Source organism: Uliginosibacterium flavum, from assembly GCF_040566545.1.
Taxonomy (GTDB): domain Bacteria; phylum Pseudomonadota; class Gammaproteobacteria; order Burkholderiales; family Rhodocyclaceae; genus Uliginosibacterium; species Uliginosibacterium flavum.
The window spans coordinates 1-22,770 of the sequence record NZ_JBEWZI010000013.1; the positions used below are offsets into that span (position 1 = coordinate 1).

The following is a 22,770-nucleotide window of genomic DNA, read 5'->3' on the forward strand; positions in this document are numbered from 1 at the left end:
CGCCAAGGTCTGTTGTTTCATCATGGGCCGAATTTTACCGAACTCAACCCTATGACGGAGACTTGTTCAGCGTAGCCCTAGGCACAAGCTCTGCTCAAAATCTGGCTGGCTTCGATCCCCGCCTTACTATGTGCGGGCTATTGATTGTCATACTCTTGTCTCTGACGTACATATGGAAACGTCGCGCACTCGTCGTTGCAGCGCGAGTAATCCGCAGCGGACGCATTGATCTTCTGTTTCTTGTCGGAATTGGCGCTTGGATAAATGAACTTGCATCCGCATCGCCACGTTTAGCCAAAATCCATGCGGTTTTTGAAACAACAAACTCCCATTGGGGCTTAACGGTCTTGCTGCTGCTCAGCGCAGTCATGCTCTCCCCTCTGTTTCGATCCTTAGGCAAACCAAAATCGACAAGCCCGCAATTCCGATTTATTTCAGACGAACCAATCGATGATGGCGCTCAAGACTCGCTCGGCCTAAAGGATCAAGCCCAAACGTTTGCTGACGCGGTTCTCGAAAGCGAAGCACACTCAGGACTCGTCTTTGGCGTCGATGGCCCGTGGGGCGTGGGCAAGACCAGCTTCGTCAATCTCGCCGAGCAGCGATGGGAAGAGGAAAAGCATAGAGTCATCGTGTGTCGACTTGAGCCCCTTCGATACGCCTCAGAGCCTGACCTTTCGGGTCGCTTGATTAGCGAGATTTCTGTTGCTATCCAGCGAGAGGTCTTTGTTCCAGAGTTGCGGCCTGTAGCGTCAAGGTATTCCCGGCTGATCAAGGGAAAGGCAGACTTTTCGTTTCTCGGATTCCGACTCTCCCTGGAACCTTCCCAAGAGTCTCTGGATGAACTGATCCAAGACATCGATGATGTCCTTAAGCGCATTGACCGACGCGTAATCATTGTCATCGACGACCTGGATCGCCTAGACGCAAAAGCGACCAACAGTGTTCTGTTCGCAACGCAGCGAACTTTCAAGCTCTCGCAGGCAACCTACGTTTTATGTTACGACACTGAGGTACTCGCCTCACGCGGTGAGGACGGGGCCAGATCGCGGGTATTTCTTGAAAAGTTTGTCGCCGTCAAGATGAGTCTGTTCGTCGATAGCTGCAGCATTCAAAACTATCTGCGAAAAGGGTGGCAACTCTCTGCGCCCCAACTTGGCGCGATGTCGTCCCACCGTCGGTTGTATCTCAGCGCCTTGCTCGAAGAGTTCGCTGCAACTCTCAACGACGATTTGGGCGCCAGGTATCAGCCATTTGCTGGAGATCTTCGCAAAGCCAAGCGCTTCGTCAATGCCGTGCAGATGATTCAGCAGAACGGTACAAGCGATTTGGATCGGACTGACTTCAACAAACGCGACCTCATCAATCTCACGCTCTTGCATCTGCATTATCCAGGGTTGTTCAGGCGGATCTATGCCGAAGAGACCGAGGGGCGCTCCGGGATATTTTCCTTACGAACAGAAGAAAAAAAGTTCATGAACGCCGCCGACTTCCTACCTCTCTTGGAAAAACAGGAGAGCGGTGCGGCCTTCCTGTTAGCGCAGCTATTCGATGCAAATATACTTGACCTAGGCAGCCGAGATAGTGTTACCAGCGAAGATCGAACCTCTCGCGCTTGTTTCAACAAGAAGCCGTTCAGAAATCTGGAGAGATACCTCACGCATATTGTCCGTTTTGTTACGCCCGAACCGCAGGACACATTTGTTTTGTACAAAACCGCTGTGGACGAGGTATTGGGAGGGGCGAAGGTTGCTGACGTTTTGAATCGGCCAGATTTCCTATCCGAGCGATGGGAGCATGCCCACGAACAGTTTTGGCTATTGCTCGTCGAAAAGTCTTACGGCTTCAAACGCGCAATTACCGCCCAAGACGCCATCGACACGCTAGTTGATGTGCTCCCGAAGTACTCAGCACTCCGTGCGGATGATCGTGGGCTGAGACAACAATCAATCTATTCGCTACTTCTTCTCCTCGATCGCGTTGGTTGGGGAAGACAGGTCGAGGCATCTGAGCGTAGCGCGCCAAACACTCCGGAGAATTTGTTGGAAATCGCATGGAGAATCTTCGGAGAAAAGGCTTACCAGGGAAAAGGTCTGATCGAGCGCATGGCAAGTGACGATCGTGGAGTACTTGGCTGGAACGATCTCATGCTGTTCAGACTGTATTGTTCCCATGACCGTGGTGGTCAGTTGTTCAACCTGTATTCGGCACTCAGCGCCCATCAAGACATTGAGGCGCCCACAACTGGTGTGGTCAGCGAACTGACAAAGATGCAAATGAGATACCTTTCTCAGAGGATCTTTGCGCGATTCAAGCAAACTTACATTGATTCCAGGCGAAATTTCTTCGCCGAGGCTCGCCAAGCGTCCGTTGACGCGCTGCTTGGCAGCGCCTCTGCCCAGAACAAGTCCGGTGCAAACGACGATCTGGATGCGCAAAATGCTGGCTCTCTTGATCAGCGAGCCGATGCCGCGCGTGCTGGCGTAACATCATTTGTCATATATCAGCTCAGCAACTTAAAGCCACCAACCGGGTCTGGTGTGGGCTGTGGCCATTACGACGAAGAGGGTGCTAACGATAGCGGCGGGATTGCGAGACTCATGAACGAGTACGTTTTCGGCACCTGCTTTAATCCCGAAGACGACCCCCGAAATGTTGTTCACTTTCTCGATCACTGCCTTTTGCATCTAAGTAGATCCTTCCAAGGGAATTGGATAGCCACCAAGACCGATCTGGCTGGAGGGCTTGATCCACTTGAGTTGGGGAGATACTGGGGACAACATGAGCAGATCATTCGCCAACAAAGCGAGGAGCTGGGCGATCGACGAATCGTGACTCACAACTACATCGCCTTGTATCGAGACGACCTACCCGGAGTCTTTGCAGTGCTTGATGAATTGGCCAAGGCCCCTGAAGGTCTGTAGGGTGCAATAGCCGAAGGGCATTGAACCGGATGTTTCGCAATGGCGCTCATCGCCCGATGCCGACCCATCTTCATGAACGGCCGCGCCCCAATTGTCGGGGCGGCCACAAGGGACAAAACCCGCCTTCAGTTTGAAGCCGCCAAGGGCCGTAGGGTGGGTTCGCGAAGCAACCCACCGCCTTTCATTACGCACCGGACGGTGGGTTGTCGCTGCGCTCCGAACCCACCCTACGCCTCGGCGGCACGTTGTTCCTCATCAAAAATCTGCTGCAAGGGCAAGGCAAGGATTACCAAGCGCCCTTGACCGGCAGAAACCCGCCTTCAGCTTGAATCCGCCAAGCCCGCCCGAAGCGATTCGACCCGCTGCCGGTTGATGCCGAAATCCTTGCGACCGACGCGCGAGGCTGAACGCACCTGCACCACCTGCTTGGCAGGGTCGAACCAGAGTTCGAGGTCGTCGACAAACTTGAGCCAGGGTGTGGTGCAACAACGCAACAACGGGGTCAGGTCTTGCCTTTTGCGTCAAAAGGCAAGACCTGACCCCGTTTTCCCTTGACCCCGTTTTCCCTTGACCCCGTTTTCCCTCATTGGATTTGTGAAACCTTTTTCGTGCAAGGCTTTAAGAGGCGGCGTAGCTGAATCTAATTTTTAAAATGTTAGCAACGCTTTGTTAGCGCCTTCTATTGCGACCGAAGTCCGCTGTTTTTATATCGCGTTTTTCTTGCAAGCGCGCGGCATCTTCTAAATCTAATTCTGCCGGTTCTCCGGGTAAATCACCCTCAGGCACCATGCGATCTCTGGGTGGTCGCTCGAATTCTTCGGCTGAAGCCTTAGGTAAATTTTTATACTGATACAAGTAAAAGCCTTCAACTTTTTCTCTCGCCCAGTCAGATTTCTTCAAAAATTTCACACTCGACTCAATGCTTGGATTGTTCTTAAAACAATTGATATTGAGATAGGCATACAGGATTTCGAACCCATAATGGCCCACTATTTCGTTTAAAAGATTTGTTAAGCTCAGTCCGTGCAAGGGGTTGGTTTTATAGTTGATATCGGCCATGTGATTTCCTGCTGCTATGCGAGCGTTATATTTAATTATAGCCTTGTAGGGTGCGCACAGCGCACGCGGCCCCACGACCATCCGCACACCCTGCTTCTTAAGCGGCTCTTGTTGCGGTTGATCTGGCGAGATGGTGCGCAATGCGCACCTTACTTTTTGCCATCCGAAAGCAAGCCTGGATGAAGCAAGTAGCCCGGATGAAGGCATCGCCGTAATCCGGGGTTTTTGTCTGGTGTGCCGAGACTACCCCGGATTGCGTTGCGCTGCATCCGGGCTACGCCCCGCCACGGCATTCAACTGACTTCAGCTTGAAGCCGCCAAGCCCGCCCGAAGCCTCTCCACCCGCTGCCGGTTGATGCCGAAATCCTTGCGACCGACACGCGAGGCTGAACGCACCTGCACCACCTGCTTGGCAGGGTCGAACCAGAGTTCGAGATCGTCGACAAACTTGAGCCAGCGCGTGGTGCATTGGGCGTACAGATAGCCGTCGCCTTTGTCTTGAACGATCTTAACGCCCGGCGTGGCTTGCAGCAGCTTGGCGAGCTGGGCCAGGGTGGCGGGGCCATCGCCCTTGAGGGGCAGTGGCGCGATGTCGGCATAGGCGCGCATCGGGTGCTCAGGGTGCAGGGCCGCCTGGCTGGTGACGCTGTTTTCGGTTGCGGATGGCGGCCTGAGCCGCGTGTCTTTCACGCCGAGATCATCTGGCGTCTTCCCGCTGAGCAAGCCCAGTTGCCCGACCAGCAAGACGGCCAGAGCCAGGAGCAGCAAGGCAATCACGATCCATTTGAGCAGTGCCATGCGCATCATCCGGCTGATAGTAAGGCGATCATTGTGGTGCGCGCATTGCATTTTGGAAAGCGCGGGCTCAGGTCTTGCAATGTCGCAGTCTGGAATGCGTGCCTGCTTCGTTCTAGTGACTGCCTCAAGCTTGTCCGAGAACGAAATTCGCTCGGTGCTCGCTGCGGGCGCCAATCTCGACGCACGGCAAGCCTCATTCAAATGCGGCAGCTCCGGCGGATCCTGCGTGCCGGAACTCAAGCGTCTGGTGGCCGCAGGCAAAAAAGCCTTCGTTTAAGGAGATGCCCGGAGAGGCGCACGCAGCGGACCTCTCCGGGCAATCATGCTGCACAGGCAAGCTGGATGCGGCTCTTTGAGCATGCAGGCTGACCAAGCACGCCGGATGCGGTTCTTCGGGACACCCCTGCAGGAGTGGCTTCAGCCGCGTAGGCTACTCCTGGATTCACAGCGATAGCCCACGAGACTGGCGCTTGCTCACGACTTTTCATCATTCGCGGCCGGCGACTTCGCCGCAAACGGGTAGGCGCCGCCACCCTTGCCCTTGGGCGGAATGAAGAGTGAGAGCAGCATGGTGATGACCAGAATACCGAAAGTGACCGACAGCGACAGGGCCACCGGAATCTTGTAGAAATCCACGATCAGCATCTTGATGCCGATGAAGGCGAGCACCAGCGCCAGACCATAGCTGAGCAGGTGGAAGCGATCATGCGCACCGGCCAGCAGAAAATACATCGCCCGCAGGCCCAGAATGGCGAACACGTTCGAGGTGAGCACGATGAACGGGTCGGTCGTGATAGCGAAGATAGCCGGAATCGAATCCACCGCAAACACGACGTCAACAATACCGATCAGCGCGACCACGACGGCCAGCGGCGTGACCATGCGCACGCCCTTCTCGACGGTGAAGAATTTCTCCCCGTCATAGCTGGGGGCGATCCGCACGTGGCGGCGAACCCAGTTGAGTGCGGGGTTGTTGTCTAGGTCAGGTTCCTGCCCGGCTGCCCACCACATCTTGATGCCGGTAAAAAGCAGGAATGCGCCAAACACATAGAGGATCCAGTGGAACTGAGCGATCAGCCAGGCGCCGACCAGAATCATCACCGCACGCAGCACCAGAGCACCCAGCACACCGAACATCAGCACACGTTTCTGGAATTCGGCGGGTACCGCGAAATAGGTAAACAGCATCAGGAACACGAAGACGTTATCCACCGCCAACGCCTTCTCGATCAGGTAGCCGGTAATGAATTCGATGGACTTGGTGTTGGCCACCTCGCGCGCAACAGCATCGTCGCCGAGCCCTCCCAGATACCACCACAGCCAGCCCACAAACAGGAATGACACCGCGACCCAGACCAGCGACCACACGCCCGCCTCGCGCATGGAGACCTTGTGGGCCCCCTGGCGATTGAGGGCGAAGAAGTCCAGTGCGAGCGCCACGAGGACGAACAGGACGAACAGCGTCCACATTAAAGGCGTGCCAACAGTCAGCATGATTTCTTATCCCCTTAAGAGGCTTGTCTGGATGATTCAGTAAAAAGAGGAACCTGACCGCAACGCCTTATCCTCCTGAAATCTTGGCACAAAGGCTGTGGGGCTGCGTAAGAAATTAGCCAACTGCAGATCCCACGCATCCAGCGCGGCCCACAAGAGGATCGATTCGCCGCGATGCACGTTTTGATCCGCAGCAATCACACTCAGCGCCGCGCGGCACAGGCTGCGCTGCAAGTCGGGCCGGTCGATGTCTGCCAGTAGACGGGCAACATCGCCCGGCCGGAATTGAAGGTTAAAATCGGCATCAACCCGCTGGCTGCGCTGCGCGTCTTCGCAAAAATCGCCCAGCACCGTATCAATCAGGTCACGATCTACACCCAGCTTGGTCAAGGCAGGAAAATCGTCCAGGGCGCTCAGTTCCAGCCGATCCAGATCGCCATCGGCCAGGGCCGTCAACACGAGAAATCGGGCGGCCGCTTCCGGACTGTTTTTCGCATAGCTACGCATCATTTTTCCCCTTCAGTGAATTCAGGATTTGCTGCCGGCCACCACAGCCGGCAGAACTCTAGAGCATTCGTCATTCCTCACCGCCGCCAATGCCGAGCAAGGCCAGCAGGCTGGTAAACAGGTTGTAGATCGACACATACAGACTCACCGTGGCCATGATGTAGTTCGTCTCACCGCCATGAATGATGTTGCTCGTCTCATACAAGATCATTCCGGCCATCAGCAGCACCACAGCGGCGGAGACAGCCAGCGCCAGACCCGGCACCTGGAAAAACGCCGCGCCCAGCCCGGCCAGCAAGGCCACGATCATCCCGACCATCAGGAAGCCACCCATGAAGCTGAAATCCCGCTTGGTCGCCAGCACCCAGGCCGACAGGCTGAAAAAGATCACGGCCGTTCCGCCCAAGGCCATGGCCACAATCATTCCACCGTCTTGCAAGGCGAGCGTGCGATTGATGATCGGCCCGAGCGTGTAGCCCATGAACCCGGTCAGGGCAAACACCGAGACCAGTCCCCAGCCAGAGTTGGCGAGTTTGGCAGTCAAGAAGAACAAGCCAAAAAACCCGCCCAGCGTCAGCAAGAGGCCGGGCGATGGCAAGGCCAAAGCCGTGCTCAGACTGGCGACCACCGCGCTGAACAAGAGCGTCACGCCAAGCAGCGCATAGGTGTTGCGCAGCACACGGTGCGTGCTCAGCAGCGACGCATCGCCGGCTAGCTTTCCTGCACCGTAAGTCGAAATACCGTTTGTCATCACTTCACTCCTGTAAAAAACACACGCTCATCAAGCTTCTTCGGTTTCTGCAGCCACGCGTTCGCTGCGCGCCACGTAACGCTGGCGTGCCTGACGCTCCAGACGCCGCACGACGGTGCGCCCTGCCCTGGCCAGACCACGATCGAGTACCTCATACAGATCAGCCCCCAGTTCCTCTATCACAACAGAGCCGGGCTGCTGCAGGCTGACCTGCACCGTGCAGGCTTTATCCGGACCACCCTTGGGACCATTGACGTCGGCCAGGCTGATGCTGACGCGCCCGATCCGCCCACCGAGCCGGGCGAGCGTGAAACGTGCGCGCCGCTCAGCGTGCTCGCGTACAGCCGGGCTGGCATCAATTCCACGAAACTGGATGTCGACTTGCATGATTTGCTTCCTTTTCAAAGGGTGTCGGTATTGACAAGCCTTACTCTAGGCGCAGAGACTTGCATTGAAAATTCGAATTTTTAACGCAAACACTCCCAAAAAACGGAAGTATTCAAATGACCAATTACAAACATCTGCACTACTTCTGGATGGTCGCCAAAACAGGTGGTTTGTTACGTGCAAGTGAGCAACTCCACACCTCGCCGCAAACCCTCAGCGGCCAGATCAAGCTGCTCGAAGAGCGCCTGGGCAAGCCCTTGTTCCAGAAGCGCGGGCGCAAGCTTGAACTCACCGAATCCGGCCAAACCGTCTTCAGCTATGCGAACGAGATTTTCTCGCTCGGCGCCGAAATGGAGCACGCTCTGCGCACCGACAGCAAGTCAGGTCGCAGCATCGAATTCCGCGTCGGCGTGGCTGATGCGCTGCCCAAATCCATCGCCTATCGCCTGCTGGAACCGGCGATGCGGCTGACCGAGCCGGTGCGCATCGTGTGCCGGGAGTGGAAACTGGACAGCCTCATGGCGGAACTGGCGACCCACCGGCTCGATCTGGTGATTGCCGACAGCCCCATCCCGGCCGGGGTGTCCGTCAAGGCCTACAACCACAAGCTGGGGCGATCCGGCCAAAGCTTCTTTGCCACGCCCAAGCTGGCGGCACGCTGCAAAGGCGCGTTCCCGGCCCTGCTCAATGGCATGCCCATGCTGATGCACAGTGAAGATTCCGCCGTCCAGAAGCAGCTCGACCGCTGGCTTGAAAATGAGCAGATTTATCCGAACGTGATGGGAGAGTTCGATGACAGCGCCCTGCTCAAAGCCTTCGGCCGCGAAGGTCAGGGCATCTTTGCTGCGCCGACAGTGCTGGAAGCCGAGATCGTCGAACAGTACGGCGTAAAAGTGCTGGGGCGAACGGAAGCCGTGTGGCAGGACTTCTATGCCATCTCGGTTGAACGACGCATCACCCACCCCTGTGTCCTCGCCATCTGCAACAGCGCGCGCGGTGATCTGTTCGCCAGTGCATGAGCAGACCTCTGAGCGCACCTCTGGTGTGCCGCAGCGTCGGGGTTTGGCACCGAAGGCCGCGCTCACCCAGCCTACCCGGAGAGCCTTCAGCAGCGGACTTCTCCGGGCAGGTATGCTGTACAGGCAAGCGAGGAGCGGCTCTTCAAGCATGATCTCGCTGGGCGGATGCGCGACGAATTCCGCCCCATGTGTTTGAATGCCGGCCCGGCAATGCGATCCTGCGGATCGCTGGCAAAACTCGCCATGCTCGTCCGCCCCACCGTAAAAAGGCCACACCATTGCGCATGACCCGACTCGTCGAACTCCACACCCGAATTGACACCCGCGTCGCCACCATCCGCAGCGACGCCCCCGACTGGCTATGCGGCAAGGGCTGCGCCAAGTGCTGTCGCAGCCTCGCGCAGATTCCGCAACTCACCGCGAAGGAATGGGACTTGCTGCAGGAAGGCCTGACCACGCTGACGCCTGAGCATCTGGCGGAAATCCACGAGCGAGTAAAGGCACTGGCAGGCCAAAGTGCGCGCCCCTTCGTCTGCCCGCTACTGGATCAGGCCACGAACGCCTGCCCGGTGTATGCGCAACGCCCGGTGGCTTGCCGAACCTATGGCTTCTACGTGCAGCGCGAGCTGGGACTGTATTGCGGCGACATCGAAGCGCAGGTGGCCGACGGCACGCTGGCCGAGGTGGTGTGGGGCAATCATGACGTCATCGATCAAAGCCTCGCCGGGCTCGGCGAAGTCCGCCCGCTGACAGAATGGTTTGCTTTGGGGAACTCGGGCTCAGCAGGCTGAAGAGCCGCATCCAGGGGGCTTGTACAGACAGGTGCGCGGGAGAGGCAAGCTGGGCGCGGCTCTGCAAGCATGGGTTTCGTAGGGCGGACGAGCACAGCGAATTCCGCCAGCGATCCAGCGGATCACCTCACTCAACAGCACGAAATCCCATTCGGCGGAATTCGCTACGCTCGTCCGCCCTACTGCTCACGCCTGCCCGAAGACCCAATACCGGCGCGGCTCTACAAGCATGCCCACTCAGTCCTCAGCACTCATTGCTCAGTCCTCTGCCGCAGGCAGCAGGCTCAGCACTCTGCCGCAGGCAGCAGGCTCAGCACTCTGCCGCAGGCTGCCGCAACGCGCTCTTGGGCCGGAAGGCTTTGCTCACGCCCTCGTGTGTTTCCACGTAGGGCCCACCGATCAGATCGATGCAATACGGCACGGCGGCGAAGATGCCTTCAACGAGCAGTTTGCCCTCGGCATCGCGCAAACCTTCCAGGATTTCGCGGATCGCTTTGGGCTGACCCGGCAGGTTGATGATCAGGCACTTGCCGCGAACAACTGCGGTCTGGCGCGAGAGGATGGCGGTGGGCACGAAGTGGCGCGAGATGCGCCGCATTTCTTCGCCGAAACCGGGCATTTCCTTGTCGCCCACGGCCAGCGTGGCTTCTGGCGTCACATCGCGTGGCGCCGGGCCGGTGCCGCCGGTGGTGAGTACCAGATGACAACCGCCCTCGCCGGCCAGCTCGATCAAAGTCTGTTCGATGACCGCCTGCTCGTCCGGAATCAGACGTTGTACAGCCTCCCACGGGCTGGCAATGGCAGCGCCAAACCATTCGAGCAGCGCTGGCACGCCCTTGTCTTCATACACGCCAGCACTGGCGCGATCACTGATCGAGACGACGCCAATGCGCAGCATTTCGTCCACTCGAAGCAGCTCAGGTACCTCACTCATCGGCGTCGTGATCCTTGGCTGGAGCGTGCTCCGCGTGGTGGTGATGACCGTGAGCCTCATCCTTGCTGTTGTGATGCGGGTGATCGGTCTTGATGCCGCCGTCTTCGAACTCACGCAGGATCTGGAAGATCTCGCGATAGGCCTTGGGTGGTTTGTTCTCGGCGCGTTCCTTGATGGCATTGCGACGCAGCTGACGCATGCGGTGCAGGTCAGCGGCCGGATACAGATTGCCGATTTCGGTGAGCATGGTTTCGTCTTCGAGGAAACGGTCGCGCAGCGCTTCCAGGCGATGCATGCGGGCCGTTTCGACGTGCGACTTGCCGGTCAGTGCGGCCAGACCGGCGCGGATCGGCTCGGCATCCTCGTTGCGCATCAGCCGGCCGATGTACTGCAGCTGGCGCGCGCGCGCGCCGTTGGCGGTGATGCGCGCCATCTCGGTCAGAGCTTCGCGCAGGTTTTCCGACATGGGGATTTTCTTCAGGCGCGCCACACTATATTCGGTGAGCGTCTTGCCCAGATCCTGCAGGGCATCCATGTCGCGTTTTTTCTGCGACTTGCTGACGAAATAGGAGTCGTCGTCGATATCGTTTTTTGGGGTCATTGTTCAGTGTGGGCGGCCAGTGCGGCGATAATGGAGCATCGCTGTCACACGGGCCCGCGCCTTGCGGGTCTCAAAACGTTAAGATTATAGCCTTTCGCTCCCACTCTTCCTCCCCTCATCGCTTACACCCCTATGGCCAAGAAGCAAGACAGTTTCAGTTACACCCAATCCGCCTTGCGCGATCTCGCCCAGGAAATCCTCGACTACGCCAAGGCCAACGGTGCCAGCGCTTGCGAGACCGACATATCTGAAGGTTTCGGCCGCAGCATCAGCGTGCGCCGGGGCCAGCTCGAAACCATCGAATACAACCGCGACAAAGGCATCGGCGTCACGGTTTATCTGGGCCAGCAACGCGGCCACGCCAGCTCCTCCGACTTCTCGCGTGCCGCGCTGCGCGCCAGTGTGGATGCAGCCCTGTCAATTGCCCGCTTCACCGCGCCCGACCCGGCCGCCGGCCTGCCGGACGCCGATCGTCTATGGCAGGGCAAGGCCAAGGAGATCGCCAAGCTCGATCTGCATCACGCCTGGAAGATTTCACCCGAAGCCGCTACCGAAATCGCCCAGCGCTGCGAAGCCGCTGCGTTTGACGTCAGCCCGCAAGTCACGAACTCGGATGGTTCCAGCGTGTATGTGCAGGAATCGCAGTTCGTCTCGGCCAACAGCCTGGGCTTCTGTGGCGGTTTTGCCACCTCGCGTCACTCAATCTCGGTCGGCGTGATTGCCGGCGAAGGCGATGACATGCAGACCGGCGACTGGTATTCCAGCGCCCGCGATCCACGCGAGCTGGCCGATCCGGCCCGCATCGGCGATTACGCCGCACGCCGCGCACTGTCACGTCTGGGCTCGCGCCGCGCACCGACCTGCGAAGTGCCGGTGATCTTCGAAGCCCCGCAAGCCTGCGGCCTGCTCGGCAGTTTCGTGAATGCCGTCAGTGGCGGCGCCTTATATCGCCGCGCCAGCTTTCTGGTCGACGCGCTAGGGCAGCCGGTGTTCTCTGACAACATCCACATCGACGAGCTGCCGCACATCCCCAAGGCGATGGGCAGCACCATGTTCGATGATGAAGGCATCGCGACCCAAGCGCGCCAGGTGGTGGCTGGCGGCGTGCTGCAAGGCTATTTCCTCGGCAGCTATTCCGCGCGCAAGCTGGGCATGCAGAGCACCGGCAATGCCGGCGGCTGCCACAACCTGATCGTGCGCCCGGGCCAGAAGAGTCTGGAAGAACTGGCGCGCGAAGTCGGGCGTGGCCTACTGGTGACCGAACTGCTGGGCCAGGGGGTGAATTATGTGACCGGCGATTACTCGCGCGGCGCAGCCGGCTACTGGATCGAGAACGGCGAGATCAGTTATCCAGTGCAGGAAATCACCATCGCCGGCAATCTGCGCGAGATGTTCAAGAACATCGTCGCCATCGGCAATGACACGATCATTCGTGGTGGCAAGCAATGCCCCTCGCTGGTGATCGGCAAGATGACGATTGCCGGGGAGTAAGCGGAAGAGCCGCATCCAGTCTGCCTCTACAGGCAGGCCTGCAGCACAGGCAAGCTGGGTGCGGCTCTTCAGCCTATCGATTCAGGATACGGGTATTCCCGCCTGCTAGGGTTTTGCCTGAGCTCTGATAATCGGGAGGAATTTTTCTTTCACATCCGAGGGGGTAAAGATGGAACGTCGTTCATTTCTGAAAAAAGCCAGCGTGGGCCTGGCGGCCGGAGCCGTCGCAACCGTCGCCGCGCCGGTCATGGCCCAGAGCGCACTACCGAGCCTGAAGTGGAAGCTAGCCTCCAGTTTTCCGAAGAGCCTCGATACGCTGTTCAACGCCATCGAGACCGTCGCCCAGCATGTAAAAACCGCCACCGGCGGCAGGTTCGAAATCCAGCTTTTCGCTGCCGGTGAAATCGTGCCGAGCGCAGCCGTGCTGGATGCCGTCAAGGATGGCACCGTCGAAATGGGCCAGTCCGCCAGCTATTACTATGTGGGCAAGGATCCGGCTTTCGCCTTTGACTGCGCCGTGCCCTTCGGCCTGAACAGCCGCCAGCAATCGGCTTGGATGTGGTCCGGTGGCGGCCTGGAATTGATGCGCGACCTGTTCAAGGATTACAACATCCACAACATCCCCTGCGGCAATACAGGCGTGCAGATGGGCGGCTGGTTCCGCAAGGAAATCAAGACCGTGGCCGACATGAAGGGCCTGAAAATGCGCATCGCCGGCATTGCCGGTCAGGTCATGGGCAAGCTCGGCGTCGTCGGTCAGCAGATGGGCCCGGCGGATATCTATCCGGCGCTTGAAAAAGGCACGATCGACGCCGTGGAATGGGTCGGTCCGTATGACGACGAGAAGTTCGGCTTCAATCGCGTCGCCAAGTATTACTACTACCCGGGATTCTGGGAAGCCGGCCCGCAGCTGTCGATCTACATCAATCTGAAGAAGTGGAACGAGCTGCCTAAGGAATACCAGCAGGCACTGGAAGATGCCTGTGCCTTCGCCCACGTGCAGATGCAGGCCGACTACGATGTAAAGAACGTCGCCGCCCTGCGCCGTCTGGTGGCTGGCGGCACCAAACTGAAAGAATTCCCGAAAGAAGTCATGGTGGCAGCGCAAGCCGCCACGCTGCAGCTCTACGAAGAATTTTCAGCCAAATACCCACGTTTCAAAAAGATCTATGGGCCCTGGAAAAAATTCCGCGACGATGAGTATTTGTGGTTTAAAGTCGCGGAGCGGGCTTATGACAGCTTCGTTTTTTCGCAAAGCTCACGGCGTTGAGCCTTTCAAGCGACATCACCTCATCACAAGGGAGAAACAATAAATGAACTGGTATCTCGATGTACTGAAGACAAAATATGCGCTGTTTACGGGACGGGCGCGGCGTCAGGAATACTGGATGTTCACGCTGTTCAACATCATTGCCTATGTCGTTCTTGCGGTCATTGATGCTGTCGTGGGAACCATGGTTCTTGCACTCATCTACAGCCTGGCGGTTCTTCTGCCGTCAATCGGTGTTGCAATTCGCCGCCTGCACGATACCAACCGCAGTGGCTGGTGGCTGCTGATTGGTTTGATTCCGCTGGTGGGTGCCATTGTCCTGTTGGTGTTCACCGTGATCGAAGGCGACAAGGGCGACAACCAGTACGGCGCTGACCCGAAGGCCGGCGTGGCCTGAGCGTTTGCTCCCTGCCAAAAAAGCCCCGCTGCGTGCGGGGCTTTGTTTTGGGAGTCAGCTAAGGTATTTTCTCGTAACCCTCTTGCCAAACGAAATGAGCACAAATGAATAAAATTCTGTTTTTAATACTTTCAGTTTTCTCAGTCTTCCCACTGCTCGTTCAAGCAGAAGGCTTACCGGAAGCGGACAAAACCACATACATACGTAATTTTCTACCCAGCTGTCTGGTCGCGCAAAGAACGGATTCGTTTTCAAAATATCTGTCAGAAGAACAGCGCGAAGAATACTGCGAGTGCTCAGCCTCACGGTCAGCAGAAACAGTCACGCTTGAAGAACTGGGAACAATGATCAAAACTCAAAACAAAGAAATCTTGCGCCCTCATCTCACGGCAGTCGCCAGCTACTGTGGCGATAAACTCATGCCCAAATGGCTACCGAAATAGGAAAAATCGAGGCAGAAGCATTCGCTATCATCACCCCCCATCACCGATGCACGTCCTGCGTTGCTCTACAGCCGCCCGAATCAAACTGCTACTGGCCATCTAACTGCCGCACGCGATAGCCGCGCTTGCCCAGCAAGGCTGGAATCCCCTCGGCGCCAAGCAAATGCGCAGCGCCCACCACGACGAAGCGCGTGCGCCCATCCTGCATACTCTGCGCAATAGTCGCCGCCATGCTGGCATTGCGATCCTCGATCAGGGCACGGCTCAGACTCGAACCAGAAGGCATACCCTCGCGCATCAGACGGCTCAAGGCGACGGCATCGCCCGTTTGCCAGGCGCGAACCATGGCATCCAGGATGGGTCGCACACGCCCGGTCTGCAGCTGCTTGATGGTCAGGCGCAAGGCCTCGCGCTGCTCGCGTTCGGAACCAGCACTCAGCGCAGTGATCTGTGTATCGATGGTCTCCAACTCCTCCAGCCCCAGACCCTGCACGCGGGCGCGTTGCATCAGCGCCAAGTCAATGCCTTGCGAGACCTCGTAGCCCGCCTGCTGCGCGCCGAGCAGACTCAAAACTGTCCCGGCCATCCAGGGTTGCATGGTCTCCAACGCTTCCCCCGGCAAGCCCAGCCCGGCGGCAGCGCCTTGCAGTGCACGCCAGTCGGCCACCGACAAGCGTGAGGACAAACGCTGCCCGGCCGGCAGCATGGCGGCGGCCATGAGTTTTGTCTGCGCCTCTGGACGCTGCGGATCGAGTTCCACCACCAGGGTCTGGCTCGCATCCAGCCGCCGTAATGCGGCCTCGGGCAGGGGAAAACAACTGGCATTGCAGACGTGAATCGAGCCGAACAGATACACTGTGCCCCGCGCATTCGTCGCTTCCCACAAGGGCAAGCGCTCACCCGCAGCCTGAGCCAGCGTGCTCCACATGCACAGCGCCAGCAACAACCATTTCCGACTATTCAACATCCGTTTTCCCCTGTTGCAACATGAGCCTCGCCGCGATTCTTCTGATGGGCCCCACCGCCAGCGGCAAAACCGCCTGCGCCCTGCATCTGGCCCGTCAGTTGCCCATCGAGATCATCAGCGTGGATTCGGCGCTTGTATTCCGCGACATGAACATCGGCAGCGCCAAGCCCGATGCGGCGGAACTGGCGCAATGCCCGCATCATCTCATCGACATCATCTCACCGGAAGAATCTTATTCGGCAGCGCGTTTCCGTGCCGATGCGCAGCGCCTGATCAGCGAGATCACGGCACGCGGCAAGACTCCGCTGCTGGCCGGCGGCACCATGCTGTATTTCAAGACACTGCTCGAAGGCCTGTCGGATCTGCCGCAGGCTGATGGCGATCTACGTGCCGAAATCGAAGCACAGGCTGCGATACGCGGCTGGCCGGCGCTGCATGCCGAACTGGCCCGGCTGGACGCGGACGCTGCCGCCCGCCTGAATCCGAACGATGCCCAACGCATCCAGCGCGCGCTGGAAATCGTGCGCATCACCGGCCGGCCGCTGGCCGAAAGCTATGCGCGCAAGGAAGAGGACGCCGGCCCGGCGATTGATTACCTGCCGCTGGCACTGGCACCGTCGGATCGCAGCGTGCTGCACGCGCGCATCGCGCAACGCTTCGACGCGATGCTCGCCGCCGGTTTCGAAGATGAAGTGCGCAGCCTGCGCGAACGCTATCGGCTCGACATCAACATGACCTCAATGCGCTGCGTGGGTTACCGCCAGATGTGGGAATTCCTTGACGGCGAGATTAACGCAGACGAGCTGCGCTTCAAGGGCATCGCCGCCACCCGCCAACTGGCCAAACGCCAGCTCACCTGGCTACGCCAGTTCCGCGAGAACTGGCCGACGCTACGGGAGTTTGATTGTCTGGATGCACAGCATGCTCACGCGATTGAAGAGGCCGTAAAAGCCTGGCGCAAACAGCATGCCTGAAAAGCCTTGCCCAGCAAGCCTCTGCAGCATGGCAGGTTGAAGAAGTGCGCAAGGAGCGGCTCGCCAGCCATGCATCAATTTACATAAAAAAGCCCGCCATCACGGCGGGCTTTTGCTTGCGGTACTGACGTTTCGCTCAGTACTTCGTCACATCGGTCTTGCTGATGTCACAGTAAGCGGAGTTGAAGAACTCGCCCTGACTGGTCTGGGCTTCGCCAGGCTGAACGCCGATGGCATGCACGCAAACCTTCGGATTGCCCGTACTGTAGTTCTTGATCTTCATCTTGCGCACGGTGGCCTTGTCACCATAATTGGTGTTCAGACGCAGCACATAAGACGCAGAGCCGTCAGTCTTGAGCACGGTGCCGGTAATGTTGACGTTATTGGCAATCAGCTTGCGCGGACCGCCATTGCTCGAACAGTTACCACACGAGGCCCACAGACGGCCGATGTTGCCATAGGTGGTGAAGCCTTCAAGCTGTACGGTGCTGCCCTTGCCGTTGTGCTGGAAGACCTTGTCGGATGCATCCCGCGCCGAACCGCCGATAACCTTCATCAACTTGCCCGAACCTCCCAGCATGGAAGCACCATCTTCACAGACATCTTCCCAATGCACGTTTTCCAGCGTGCAGCTCCCCAGACAGTGCACGCCATCAGAACCATTCAGACCTCCCGCAATGATCACATTCTTCAGCGTGGCGCCGTCTTCAAGCTTGAAGACCGGGATCTGGCCTTCATCATCGCAATTGGCCGTCTGTGCCTTTACACCAATGCGTTGGTTGCCGTAATCCTTGGGCGTGTTGGCCGGAATGGTAGTAGTCCCCGTATTGATCGTAGTGCCAGTCGCGACCGGAACCCCACCCGAAGAGCTCGACGAGGAACTGCTGGAGCTGCTGCTGGATGAACTTGAGCTGCTGGATGAAGAACTGCTGGACGAGCTGGATGAACTGGAACTCGATGAGGAAGAGCTGCTCGAAGACGAGGAACTCGTCGTGGCGCCATAGGAACACCAGGCTGAGCTGGTGAAGCTATTGGCGGGGAAAGCAGAGCCCGTACAGGCGAAGCTGCCGGTCTTGGTCGCGTACACGAACGCACCAGACTTACCCAGCGCGACGGACCGGGTACCGGTCATCGTGCAGGTCGCACCGGTGTTCTGCGCACATTTGGTATAGCCAGAAGGGGCGTCTGAGGCAGCGAACGCACTGCCAGCAAACACCAGAGCCGTCAGGCCCAGGATGATTTTATTACGCATTTTGCTTGTCTCCATTATTAATAACTGTTTCGTACTTTTTTGTCAGACCAAGCCATAAAAGGCACGGCCTGAGGCATTATCAGCAAGACTTTGGCAACACGCAAACCGTGCTGCAGCAAATGAAAGGCCGCTCAACAGCGTCTGCTGTTCAGGCCCTGTGGATGCGGGTTTCAAAGCATGCCTGCTGGAGAAGCAGGGGTGGCAAGGCTCTCCAGATGCGCTACCCGAAGAGCAAGACTGCACGAGGCTGTGCAGACAGCCTCTGACAAAAAATCAGAACAGGGTTTCGCGCGAAACACCGCGCCGCTTGAGGATGCGGCGCAACTGGGCAAGCGCCTCCAGCTGAATCTGACGTACGCGCTCGCGGGTCAAGCCAAGCTGGTCGGCCAAGTCTTCAAGGGTCAGCACCTCGACATCATCCAGCCCGTAGCGATACTGGATCACCAGACGCTGCTTCTCGGAAAGCTGGCCGATCCACTCCTGAATCAGCGCTTCGACCTCGGCGGTATGAATCGACGTCTCCGGGCTGACGGCCTGATCATCAGCCAGAGATTCGCCGATGGACAAGCTGGGATCAATATCCAGCGGCGCGTCGAGCGAGGCCGTGTGCTCAGACAAGGCCAGGATCGCACGCACATCGGCGACCGGGCGCTGCAGTTTCTCAGCAATATCCTCAAGCCGTGAAGTCTGGCCGTTGCTGGCGTCCATCTGGCGCTGGGCGCGCAGCACCTGATTCAATTCCTTGACCACATGCACCGGCAGACGAATGGTGCGCGACTGATTCATGATCGCGCGCTCGATGTTCTGACGAATCCACCATGTCGCGTAGGTGGAGAAACGGAAGCCGCGCTCGGGATCAAATTTTTCCAGCGCATGCATCAGGCCGAGATTGCCTTCCTCAACCAGATCCAGCAGCGGAATGCCACGATTCAGGTAGTGCTTGGCAATATTTACGACCAGACGCAGGTTGCGTTCGATCATGATCTGGCGGGCTTCAAAATCACCCAGTCGCACACGGCGGGCCAGCGCGGCCTCCTCAACCGCAGTCAGTAGCGGGTTGAGGCCAATCTCGTTGAGATAAATCTGGGTAACGTCGCTGAGGAATTCGCTTTCCGGTGCCTTGGCGGGCACAGCCTCGGCGAAGGCTTCCAGCTCCGGAGGAAGCTCGGCTTCCTTTTCTTCGTCTGGCTCGTCAAGGAATTCCGGATCGAACATGATGACCTCAGCGCGGTGGCAGGTACTTCACGGGATCGACAGGTTTTCCCTGTCGGCGAATTTCAAAATGCAGTTTCGGCCGATCCGTGTCGGAGTTGCCCAGCGCAGCGATCTTTTGACCCTTCTGCACTGCTTGCCCCTCCTTCACCAGAATTTCACTGTTGTGCGCATACGCACTCAGGAAATTATTATTGTGCTTGATGATCACCAGGTTGCCATAGCCGCGCAAACCCGAACCTACATAAACAACTTTTCCCGGCCCGGCAGCAATCACCGGATCGCCGATATTACCGGCCAGATCCACCCCTTTGTTACTGCTGTCATTGAAGGTGGCAAGTACTTTGCCCGTACCGGGCCAGACCCAGTCCGGCTCATCCTCACTTGCAGCGGCTACTGGCTTGCTTTCAGCCGGTTTGCTCTGTGCAGCAGGCTGACTCTGCGCCACCGGTGTGCTGACCGACGCGGTGACCGGTACCGAAGTCGCTGCGGACGGAAGTTTCTCGACGGCCTGCAGATCTTTCCACGCCTGCGCTGAATACGCCACGCGGCCGCCCTTTGGTTCAGTTTTCTGGCCCACAGGGGCAGCTGAAGGCACGGCCCCTGATGCTATCGGGGTAAGCGGTGCGGGCGACGAGCTCACGCCTGAAGGCGTCGAATCAATCACGACAGCCGGTGCCACAGCCACAGCACCCGAAACCACAGCCGCGTCACCTGACGGAGCCATGTCGCCCGGCGGAGTCACGCGCAGCTCCTGCCCCACCTTGATCACGCTCGGATCGACGATGCCATTCCACGCGGCAACTTCACGATAATCGCGCTCGTTCAAGTGCGAGATGCTGTAGAGCGTGTCGCCTTTTTTTACGATGTAGTAACCCGGACGCGCCACCACAGGTACGGCGTCACCAGACATCACCGCGGGTCGCCCCGGCTGACGCGTTTCCGTCGGCGCAGGCGCCTTGGATGCGCAAGCAGCAAACAGCGTTACACACAGCACAGGCATGACAAACGCACGCCACAAGGACAAACCTTCCTGCATTCCTGACCTCACTCGGTTCCCGGCAACAATGGTACGAATCGTACCGCATCCAGACGTGTTTCCTTGAACGTCCCTTTCACGGTCCGCTCGATCAACACCACCACCTGCTCGCCCGATGCCAAAGCCAGCGGCAAGACCATGCGCCCCAAGGGCGCCAGCTGATCCACCAGAGCGCGCGGCACAGCAGACGCAGCGGCCGCAAGAATGATCGAATCGAAAGGCGCAACCTCTGGCAGACCAATGCTGCCATCTGCATGCTTGAGACGCACATTCGGCAGACGCAAGGGGCGCAGATTGGCACGCGCCTTCTCCAGCAGCTTGCCGATACGCTCAACGGCATACACATCGCTGGCCAGATGAGACAGCACGGCGGCCTGGTAGCCACAGCCAGCGCCGACCTCCAGCGTCTTGCCCATGGCGCGGCCACCCGCTACCAGCAACTCGGCCATGCGTGCGACGATGAAGGGCTGCGAAATTGTCTGCTGAAAGCCCAGTGGCAAGGCCGTATCTTCATAGGCGCGGCTGGCCAGCGCTTCTTCCACAAAAGCGTGACGCGGCACCTGATTAAGGGCCGCCAGCACACGTTCATCGCGAATACCGTCGTTGCGCAGGCGCTCGACCATGCGCGCGCGCGCACGGGCGGCAGTCAGATTCGCTACAGGGGCAGGAGCCGTCGCCATCAGGACTCCAACCAATGCTGTACGCGACCGATCTGGGCCACGTGAGTCAGGTCAATCTGCAGCGGCGTGATGGAAACAAAGCCCTGCGCGACGGCATGAAAATCCGTACCGTCCCCAGCGTCTGCCGCCTCGCCCACCGGGCCGATCCAGTAAATCGGCTCACCGCGTGGATTGGTATCGCGGATCACCGGCTCTGCGCGATGGCGCTTGCCCAAACGCGTGATCCGCGTTCCCCGCAACTCGGCATACGGCAGATCGGGCACATTCATATTGAGCAGCACCGGCGCCCCAAACGGTGAGCGTTGCACGCGCTCGACCATCTCGCGCGCCAGGATGGCAGCCGTCTCGAATTGCGAGGGCGAGCGCCCGATCAGGGACACTGCCAATGAGGGAACGCCCAGCAGATAGCCTTCGGTCGCCGCCGCAACCGTGCCGGAATACAGTGTGTCGTCACCCATATTAGCGCCATGATTGATACCGGAGATCACCATGTCCGGCACCATATCCAGCATGCCAGTCACCGCCAGATGCACGCAATCGGTCGGTGTGCCATTCACATAGTGAAAGCCATTGGCCGCGCGCCGGAGCTGCAAAGGGCGATCCAGGGTCAGAGAATTGCTGGCACCACTGCGATCACGCTCGGGCGCCACCACCGTAATTTCCGCTACTTTGGCCAGTTCGCGTGCCAAGGCCGCAAGGCCGGGCGAGAAGTAGCCATCATCATTGCTGAGAAGAATCCGCATGCTGCACCACTGACAGGTCAAGCGCCCGATTATAGGGGGGGAGTTGCGCCCTGTCTGCAAAGCCTCGACGAATCGCAACACCTCTCGTCATCCTCCCCGGGTTTGCATCAAACACTCCGGAAAAAATGCAGCGCCGGCGCAGCCAAAGCGCAATCTCACCATGCCGGCGCTTCGCCCGTTGCCGCTCAACAAGCTGCCATGCATCGGCTTTTGCAAAAAAAACTCGCCAAGCAATCCCGCTTCCCTATAATGGTTAAATTCCGCAACTTAGTACTTTCGTCATAACCCGCACACACTTCAGACTAGAACATCGTGGCCACGGATCCCTCCGCTTCGACTGCTGCGAAACTGCCCCGCTCGCGTCTGTGCAATTCATTGCAATCCAGACCCGCCACGGAGCAGCCCTATCTATTTGAAGCCCTGCGCGAGCTGAGCTTCGAAACCTGTCTTGAAGTCGCCGGATCAACCCTGCGCATCGGCCTGGCCGCCTCGGCCTGGCAGCTTGAACAAGCGCGCATGCTGCTGGAACACTTTCAGCCCCTTAACCGGAAGATCCTCAGCGCCGTCGCCAACCCCGTGACCGACCACGAACGCGCGGTTGCCGTCGCCTTGCACGTTACACCGAGCCAGAATCATCAGCGCGCTCAGGGCGTCATCACCCTGCGCCGTGATAACGAAGCCGGACTGGCGCTTGATCAGAAACATCACGTGGTACTGGAAGAGATGCGCGCACGCGGCGCGCGTCTGGTGGAGGTCGAAACCTTTGCCTTTAACCACAAAATGCCTCTCGACACCCTGCTTGAACCGATGATCAAGGCACTCACCAGCACTGTCGATGCCTGGGGGGCAACCGACATCCTCGCCGAATGCCCTCGTCCGGATGCCGCCTTTTACTGCGCTCACCTGGGTTTCAAACGCGTTCACAAGCTTAACGACAGCAAGGCAACACACATCCTGCTGCACCTCTCGGCCACGCGCATCGCACGACTGCAGACACGCATCCTCGCTCCGCGCTGAACGGCCCAAAGCAGCAGCCA

General features: G+C 58.6%; 25 protein-coding genes. 10 read left to right on the plus strand and 15 right to left on the minus strand.

Features of this window, described 5'->3' with window-relative positions; all coding sequences use genetic code 11:
- The first annotated feature begins 62 nt into the window (after nt 1-62).
- Nucleotides 63-2,924: a P-loop NTPase fold protein gene (locus ABXR19_RS12730; RefSeq protein ID WP_354601522.1), complete on the plus strand. Its 2,862-nt coding sequence runs from the start codon at nt 63-65 to the stop codon at nt 2,922-2,924.
- A 320-nt stretch (nt 2,925-3,244) separates the two neighbouring features.
- Here ABXR19_RS12730 and ABXR19_RS12735 read toward each other — a convergent pair whose 3' ends face one another.
- The 3 genes from ABXR19_RS12735 to ABXR19_RS12745 form a co-directional block, all read right to left on the minus strand.
- Nucleotides 3,245-3,421 (minus strand): DUF1499 domain-containing protein, encoded by a 177-nt coding sequence (locus tag ABXR19_RS12735; RefSeq protein WP_354601523.1) that lies wholly within the window; start codon nt 3,419-3,421, stop codon nt 3,245-3,247.
- A gap of 172 nt (nt 3,422-3,593) precedes the next feature.
- Nucleotides 3,594-3,983 (minus strand): VF530 family protein, encoded by a 390-nt coding sequence (locus ABXR19_RS12740; protein ID WP_354601524.1) that lies wholly within the window; start codon nt 3,981-3,983, stop codon nt 3,594-3,596.
- 303 nt (nt 3,984-4,286) lie between these two features.
- Nucleotides 4,287-4,781: a DUF1499 domain-containing protein gene (locus tag ABXR19_RS12745; protein ID WP_354601525.1), complete on the minus strand. Its 495-nt coding sequence runs from the start codon at nt 4,779-4,781 to the stop codon at nt 4,287-4,289.
- Between the two features lie 79 nt (nt 4,782-4,860).
- Between ABXR19_RS12745 and ABXR19_RS12750 the strand changes: the two genes are divergently transcribed.
- On the plus strand, nt 4,861-5,058 hold the full coding sequence (locus tag ABXR19_RS12750; protein WP_354601526.1) for a (2Fe-2S)-binding protein: 198 nt from the start codon (nt 4,861-4,863) through the stop codon (nt 5,056-5,058).
- A gap of 197 nt (nt 5,059-5,255) precedes the next feature.
- Here ABXR19_RS12750 and ABXR19_RS12755 read toward each other — a convergent pair whose 3' ends face one another.
- From ABXR19_RS12755 to ABXR19_RS12770, 4 genes are all read right to left on the minus strand, one after another.
- Nucleotides 5,256-6,275, minus strand: coding sequence for a TerC family protein (locus tag ABXR19_RS12755; protein ID WP_354601527.1), 1,020 nt, complete (start codon nt 6,273-6,275; stop codon nt 5,256-5,258).
- Between the two features lie 36 nt (nt 6,276-6,311).
- On the minus strand, nt 6,312-6,785 hold the full coding sequence (locus ABXR19_RS12760) for a hypothetical protein (protein ID WP_354601528.1): 474 nt from the start codon (nt 6,783-6,785) through the stop codon (nt 6,312-6,314).
- Nucleotides 6,786-6,852: 67 nt separating this feature from the next.
- Nucleotides 6,853-7,533 (minus strand): Bax inhibitor-1/YccA family protein, encoded by a 681-nt coding sequence (locus ABXR19_RS12765; RefSeq protein WP_354601529.1) that lies wholly within the window; start codon nt 7,531-7,533, stop codon nt 6,853-6,855.
- A 30-nt stretch (nt 7,534-7,563) separates the two neighbouring features.
- A complete protein-coding gene (locus tag ABXR19_RS12770) occupies nt 7,564-7,920 on the minus strand; it encodes an HPF/RaiA family ribosome-associated protein (protein ID WP_354601530.1) in 357 nt (118 codons plus the stop codon).
- A 116-nt stretch (nt 7,921-8,036) separates the two neighbouring features.
- On the opposite strand from ABXR19_RS12770, the gene nhaR reads away from it, so the two are divergent.
- Both nhaR and ABXR19_RS12780 read left to right on the plus strand, forming a co-directional pair.
- Nucleotides 8,037-8,939, plus strand: coding sequence for a transcriptional activator NhaR (gene nhaR, locus ABXR19_RS12775; RefSeq protein ID WP_354601531.1), 903 nt, complete (start codon nt 8,037-8,039; stop codon nt 8,937-8,939).
- 284 nt (nt 8,940-9,223) lie between these two features.
- Nucleotides 9,224-9,730: a YkgJ family cysteine cluster protein gene (locus tag ABXR19_RS12780; RefSeq protein ID WP_354601532.1), complete on the plus strand. Its 507-nt coding sequence runs from the start codon at nt 9,224-9,226 to the stop codon at nt 9,728-9,730.
- 310 nt (nt 9,731-10,040) lie between these two features.
- Here the strand turns inward: ABXR19_RS12780 and mog are convergent, their stop codons facing one another.
- Together mog and yjgA are read right to left on the minus strand one after the other, a co-directional pair.
- Nucleotides 10,041-10,637: a molybdopterin adenylyltransferase gene (mog, locus tag ABXR19_RS12785; RefSeq protein WP_354601622.1), complete on the minus strand. Its 597-nt coding sequence runs from the start codon at nt 10,635-10,637 to the stop codon at nt 10,041-10,043.
- Nucleotides 10,638-10,656: 19 nt separating this feature from the next.
- A complete protein-coding gene (gene yjgA, locus ABXR19_RS12790; RefSeq protein WP_354601533.1) occupies nt 10,657-11,265 on the minus strand; it encodes a ribosome biogenesis factor YjgA in 609 nt (202 codons plus the stop codon).
- A 132-nt stretch (nt 11,266-11,397) separates the two neighbouring features.
- Here yjgA and pmbA point away from each other — a divergent pair, with 132 nt between their 5' ends.
- The 4 genes from pmbA to ABXR19_RS12810 all read left to right on the plus strand — a co-directional run bounded on the left by pmbA (nt 11,398) and on the right by ABXR19_RS12810 (nt 14,866).
- A complete protein-coding gene (pmbA, locus tag ABXR19_RS12795) occupies nt 11,398-12,756 on the plus strand; it encodes a metalloprotease PmbA (protein ID WP_354601534.1) in 1,359 nt (452 codons plus the stop codon).
- Between the two features lie 169 nt (nt 12,757-12,925).
- Nucleotides 12,926-14,026: a TRAP transporter substrate-binding protein gene (locus tag ABXR19_RS12800; RefSeq protein WP_354601535.1), complete on the plus strand. Its 1,101-nt coding sequence runs from the start codon at nt 12,926-12,928 to the stop codon at nt 14,024-14,026.
- A 43-nt stretch (nt 14,027-14,069) separates the two neighbouring features.
- Nucleotides 14,070-14,423: a DUF805 domain-containing protein gene (locus ABXR19_RS12805; RefSeq protein WP_354601536.1), complete on the plus strand. Its 354-nt coding sequence runs from the start codon at nt 14,070-14,072 to the stop codon at nt 14,421-14,423.
- Nucleotides 14,424-14,527: 104 nt separating this feature from the next.
- A complete protein-coding gene (locus ABXR19_RS12810; RefSeq protein WP_354601537.1) occupies nt 14,528-14,866 on the plus strand; it encodes a hypothetical protein in 339 nt (112 codons plus the stop codon).
- A gap of 88 nt (nt 14,867-14,954) precedes the next feature.
- Here the strand turns inward: ABXR19_RS12810 and ABXR19_RS12815 are convergent, their stop codons facing one another.
- A complete protein-coding gene (locus ABXR19_RS12815) occupies nt 14,955-15,833 on the minus strand; it encodes a TraB/GumN family protein (protein WP_354601538.1) in 879 nt (292 codons plus the stop codon).
- A gap of 20 nt (nt 15,834-15,853) precedes the next feature.
- On the opposite strand from ABXR19_RS12815, the gene miaA reads away from it, so the two are divergent.
- Nucleotides 15,854-16,807 carry a tRNA (adenosine(37)-N6)-dimethylallyltransferase MiaA gene (gene miaA, locus ABXR19_RS12820; protein ID WP_354601539.1) on the plus strand — a complete coding sequence of 318 codons (954 nt, stop codon included), beginning with the start codon at nt 15,854-15,856 and terminating at the stop codon, nt 16,805-16,807.
- 136 nt (nt 16,808-16,943) lie between these two features.
- Here miaA and ABXR19_RS12825 read toward each other — a convergent pair whose 3' ends face one another.
- The 5 genes from ABXR19_RS12825 to surE all read right to left on the minus strand — a co-directional run bounded on the left by ABXR19_RS12825 (nt 16,944) and on the right by surE (nt 21,733).
- Complete coding sequence (locus ABXR19_RS12825; RefSeq protein WP_354601540.1) at nt 16,944-18,059, minus strand: pectate lyase; 1,116 nt, start codon at nt 18,057-18,059, stop codon at nt 16,944-16,946.
- 273 nt (nt 18,060-18,332) lie between these two features.
- Entirely contained in the window at nt 18,333-19,274 is a 942-nt protein-coding gene (gene rpoS / locus ABXR19_RS12830) for an RNA polymerase sigma factor RpoS (protein WP_354601541.1), read from the minus strand.
- A 7-nt stretch (nt 19,275-19,281) separates the two neighbouring features.
- A complete protein-coding gene (locus tag ABXR19_RS12835; RefSeq protein WP_354601542.1) occupies nt 19,282-20,310 on the minus strand; it encodes a peptidoglycan DD-metalloendopeptidase family protein in 1,029 nt (342 codons plus the stop codon).
- An 8-nt stretch (nt 20,311-20,318) separates the two neighbouring features.
- A complete protein-coding gene (locus ABXR19_RS12840) occupies nt 20,319-20,990 on the minus strand; it encodes a protein-L-isoaspartate(D-aspartate) O-methyltransferase (RefSeq protein ID WP_354601543.1) in 672 nt (223 codons plus the stop codon).
- On the minus strand, nt 20,990-21,733 hold the full coding sequence (gene surE / locus ABXR19_RS12845) for a 5'/3'-nucleotidase SurE (RefSeq protein WP_354601544.1): 744 nt from the start codon (nt 21,731-21,733) through the stop codon (nt 20,990-20,992). Before surE ends, ABXR19_RS12840 begins: the two co-directional genes overlap by 1 nt.
- Nucleotides 21,734-22,045: 312 nt before the next feature.
- On the opposite strand from surE, the gene ABXR19_RS12850 reads away from it, so the two are divergent.
- Nucleotides 22,046-22,750, plus strand: coding sequence for an N-acyl amino acid synthase FeeM domain-containing protein (locus ABXR19_RS12850; RefSeq protein WP_354601545.1), 705 nt, complete (start codon nt 22,046-22,048; stop codon nt 22,748-22,750).
- Nucleotides 22,751-22,770: the final 20 nt, after the last annotated feature.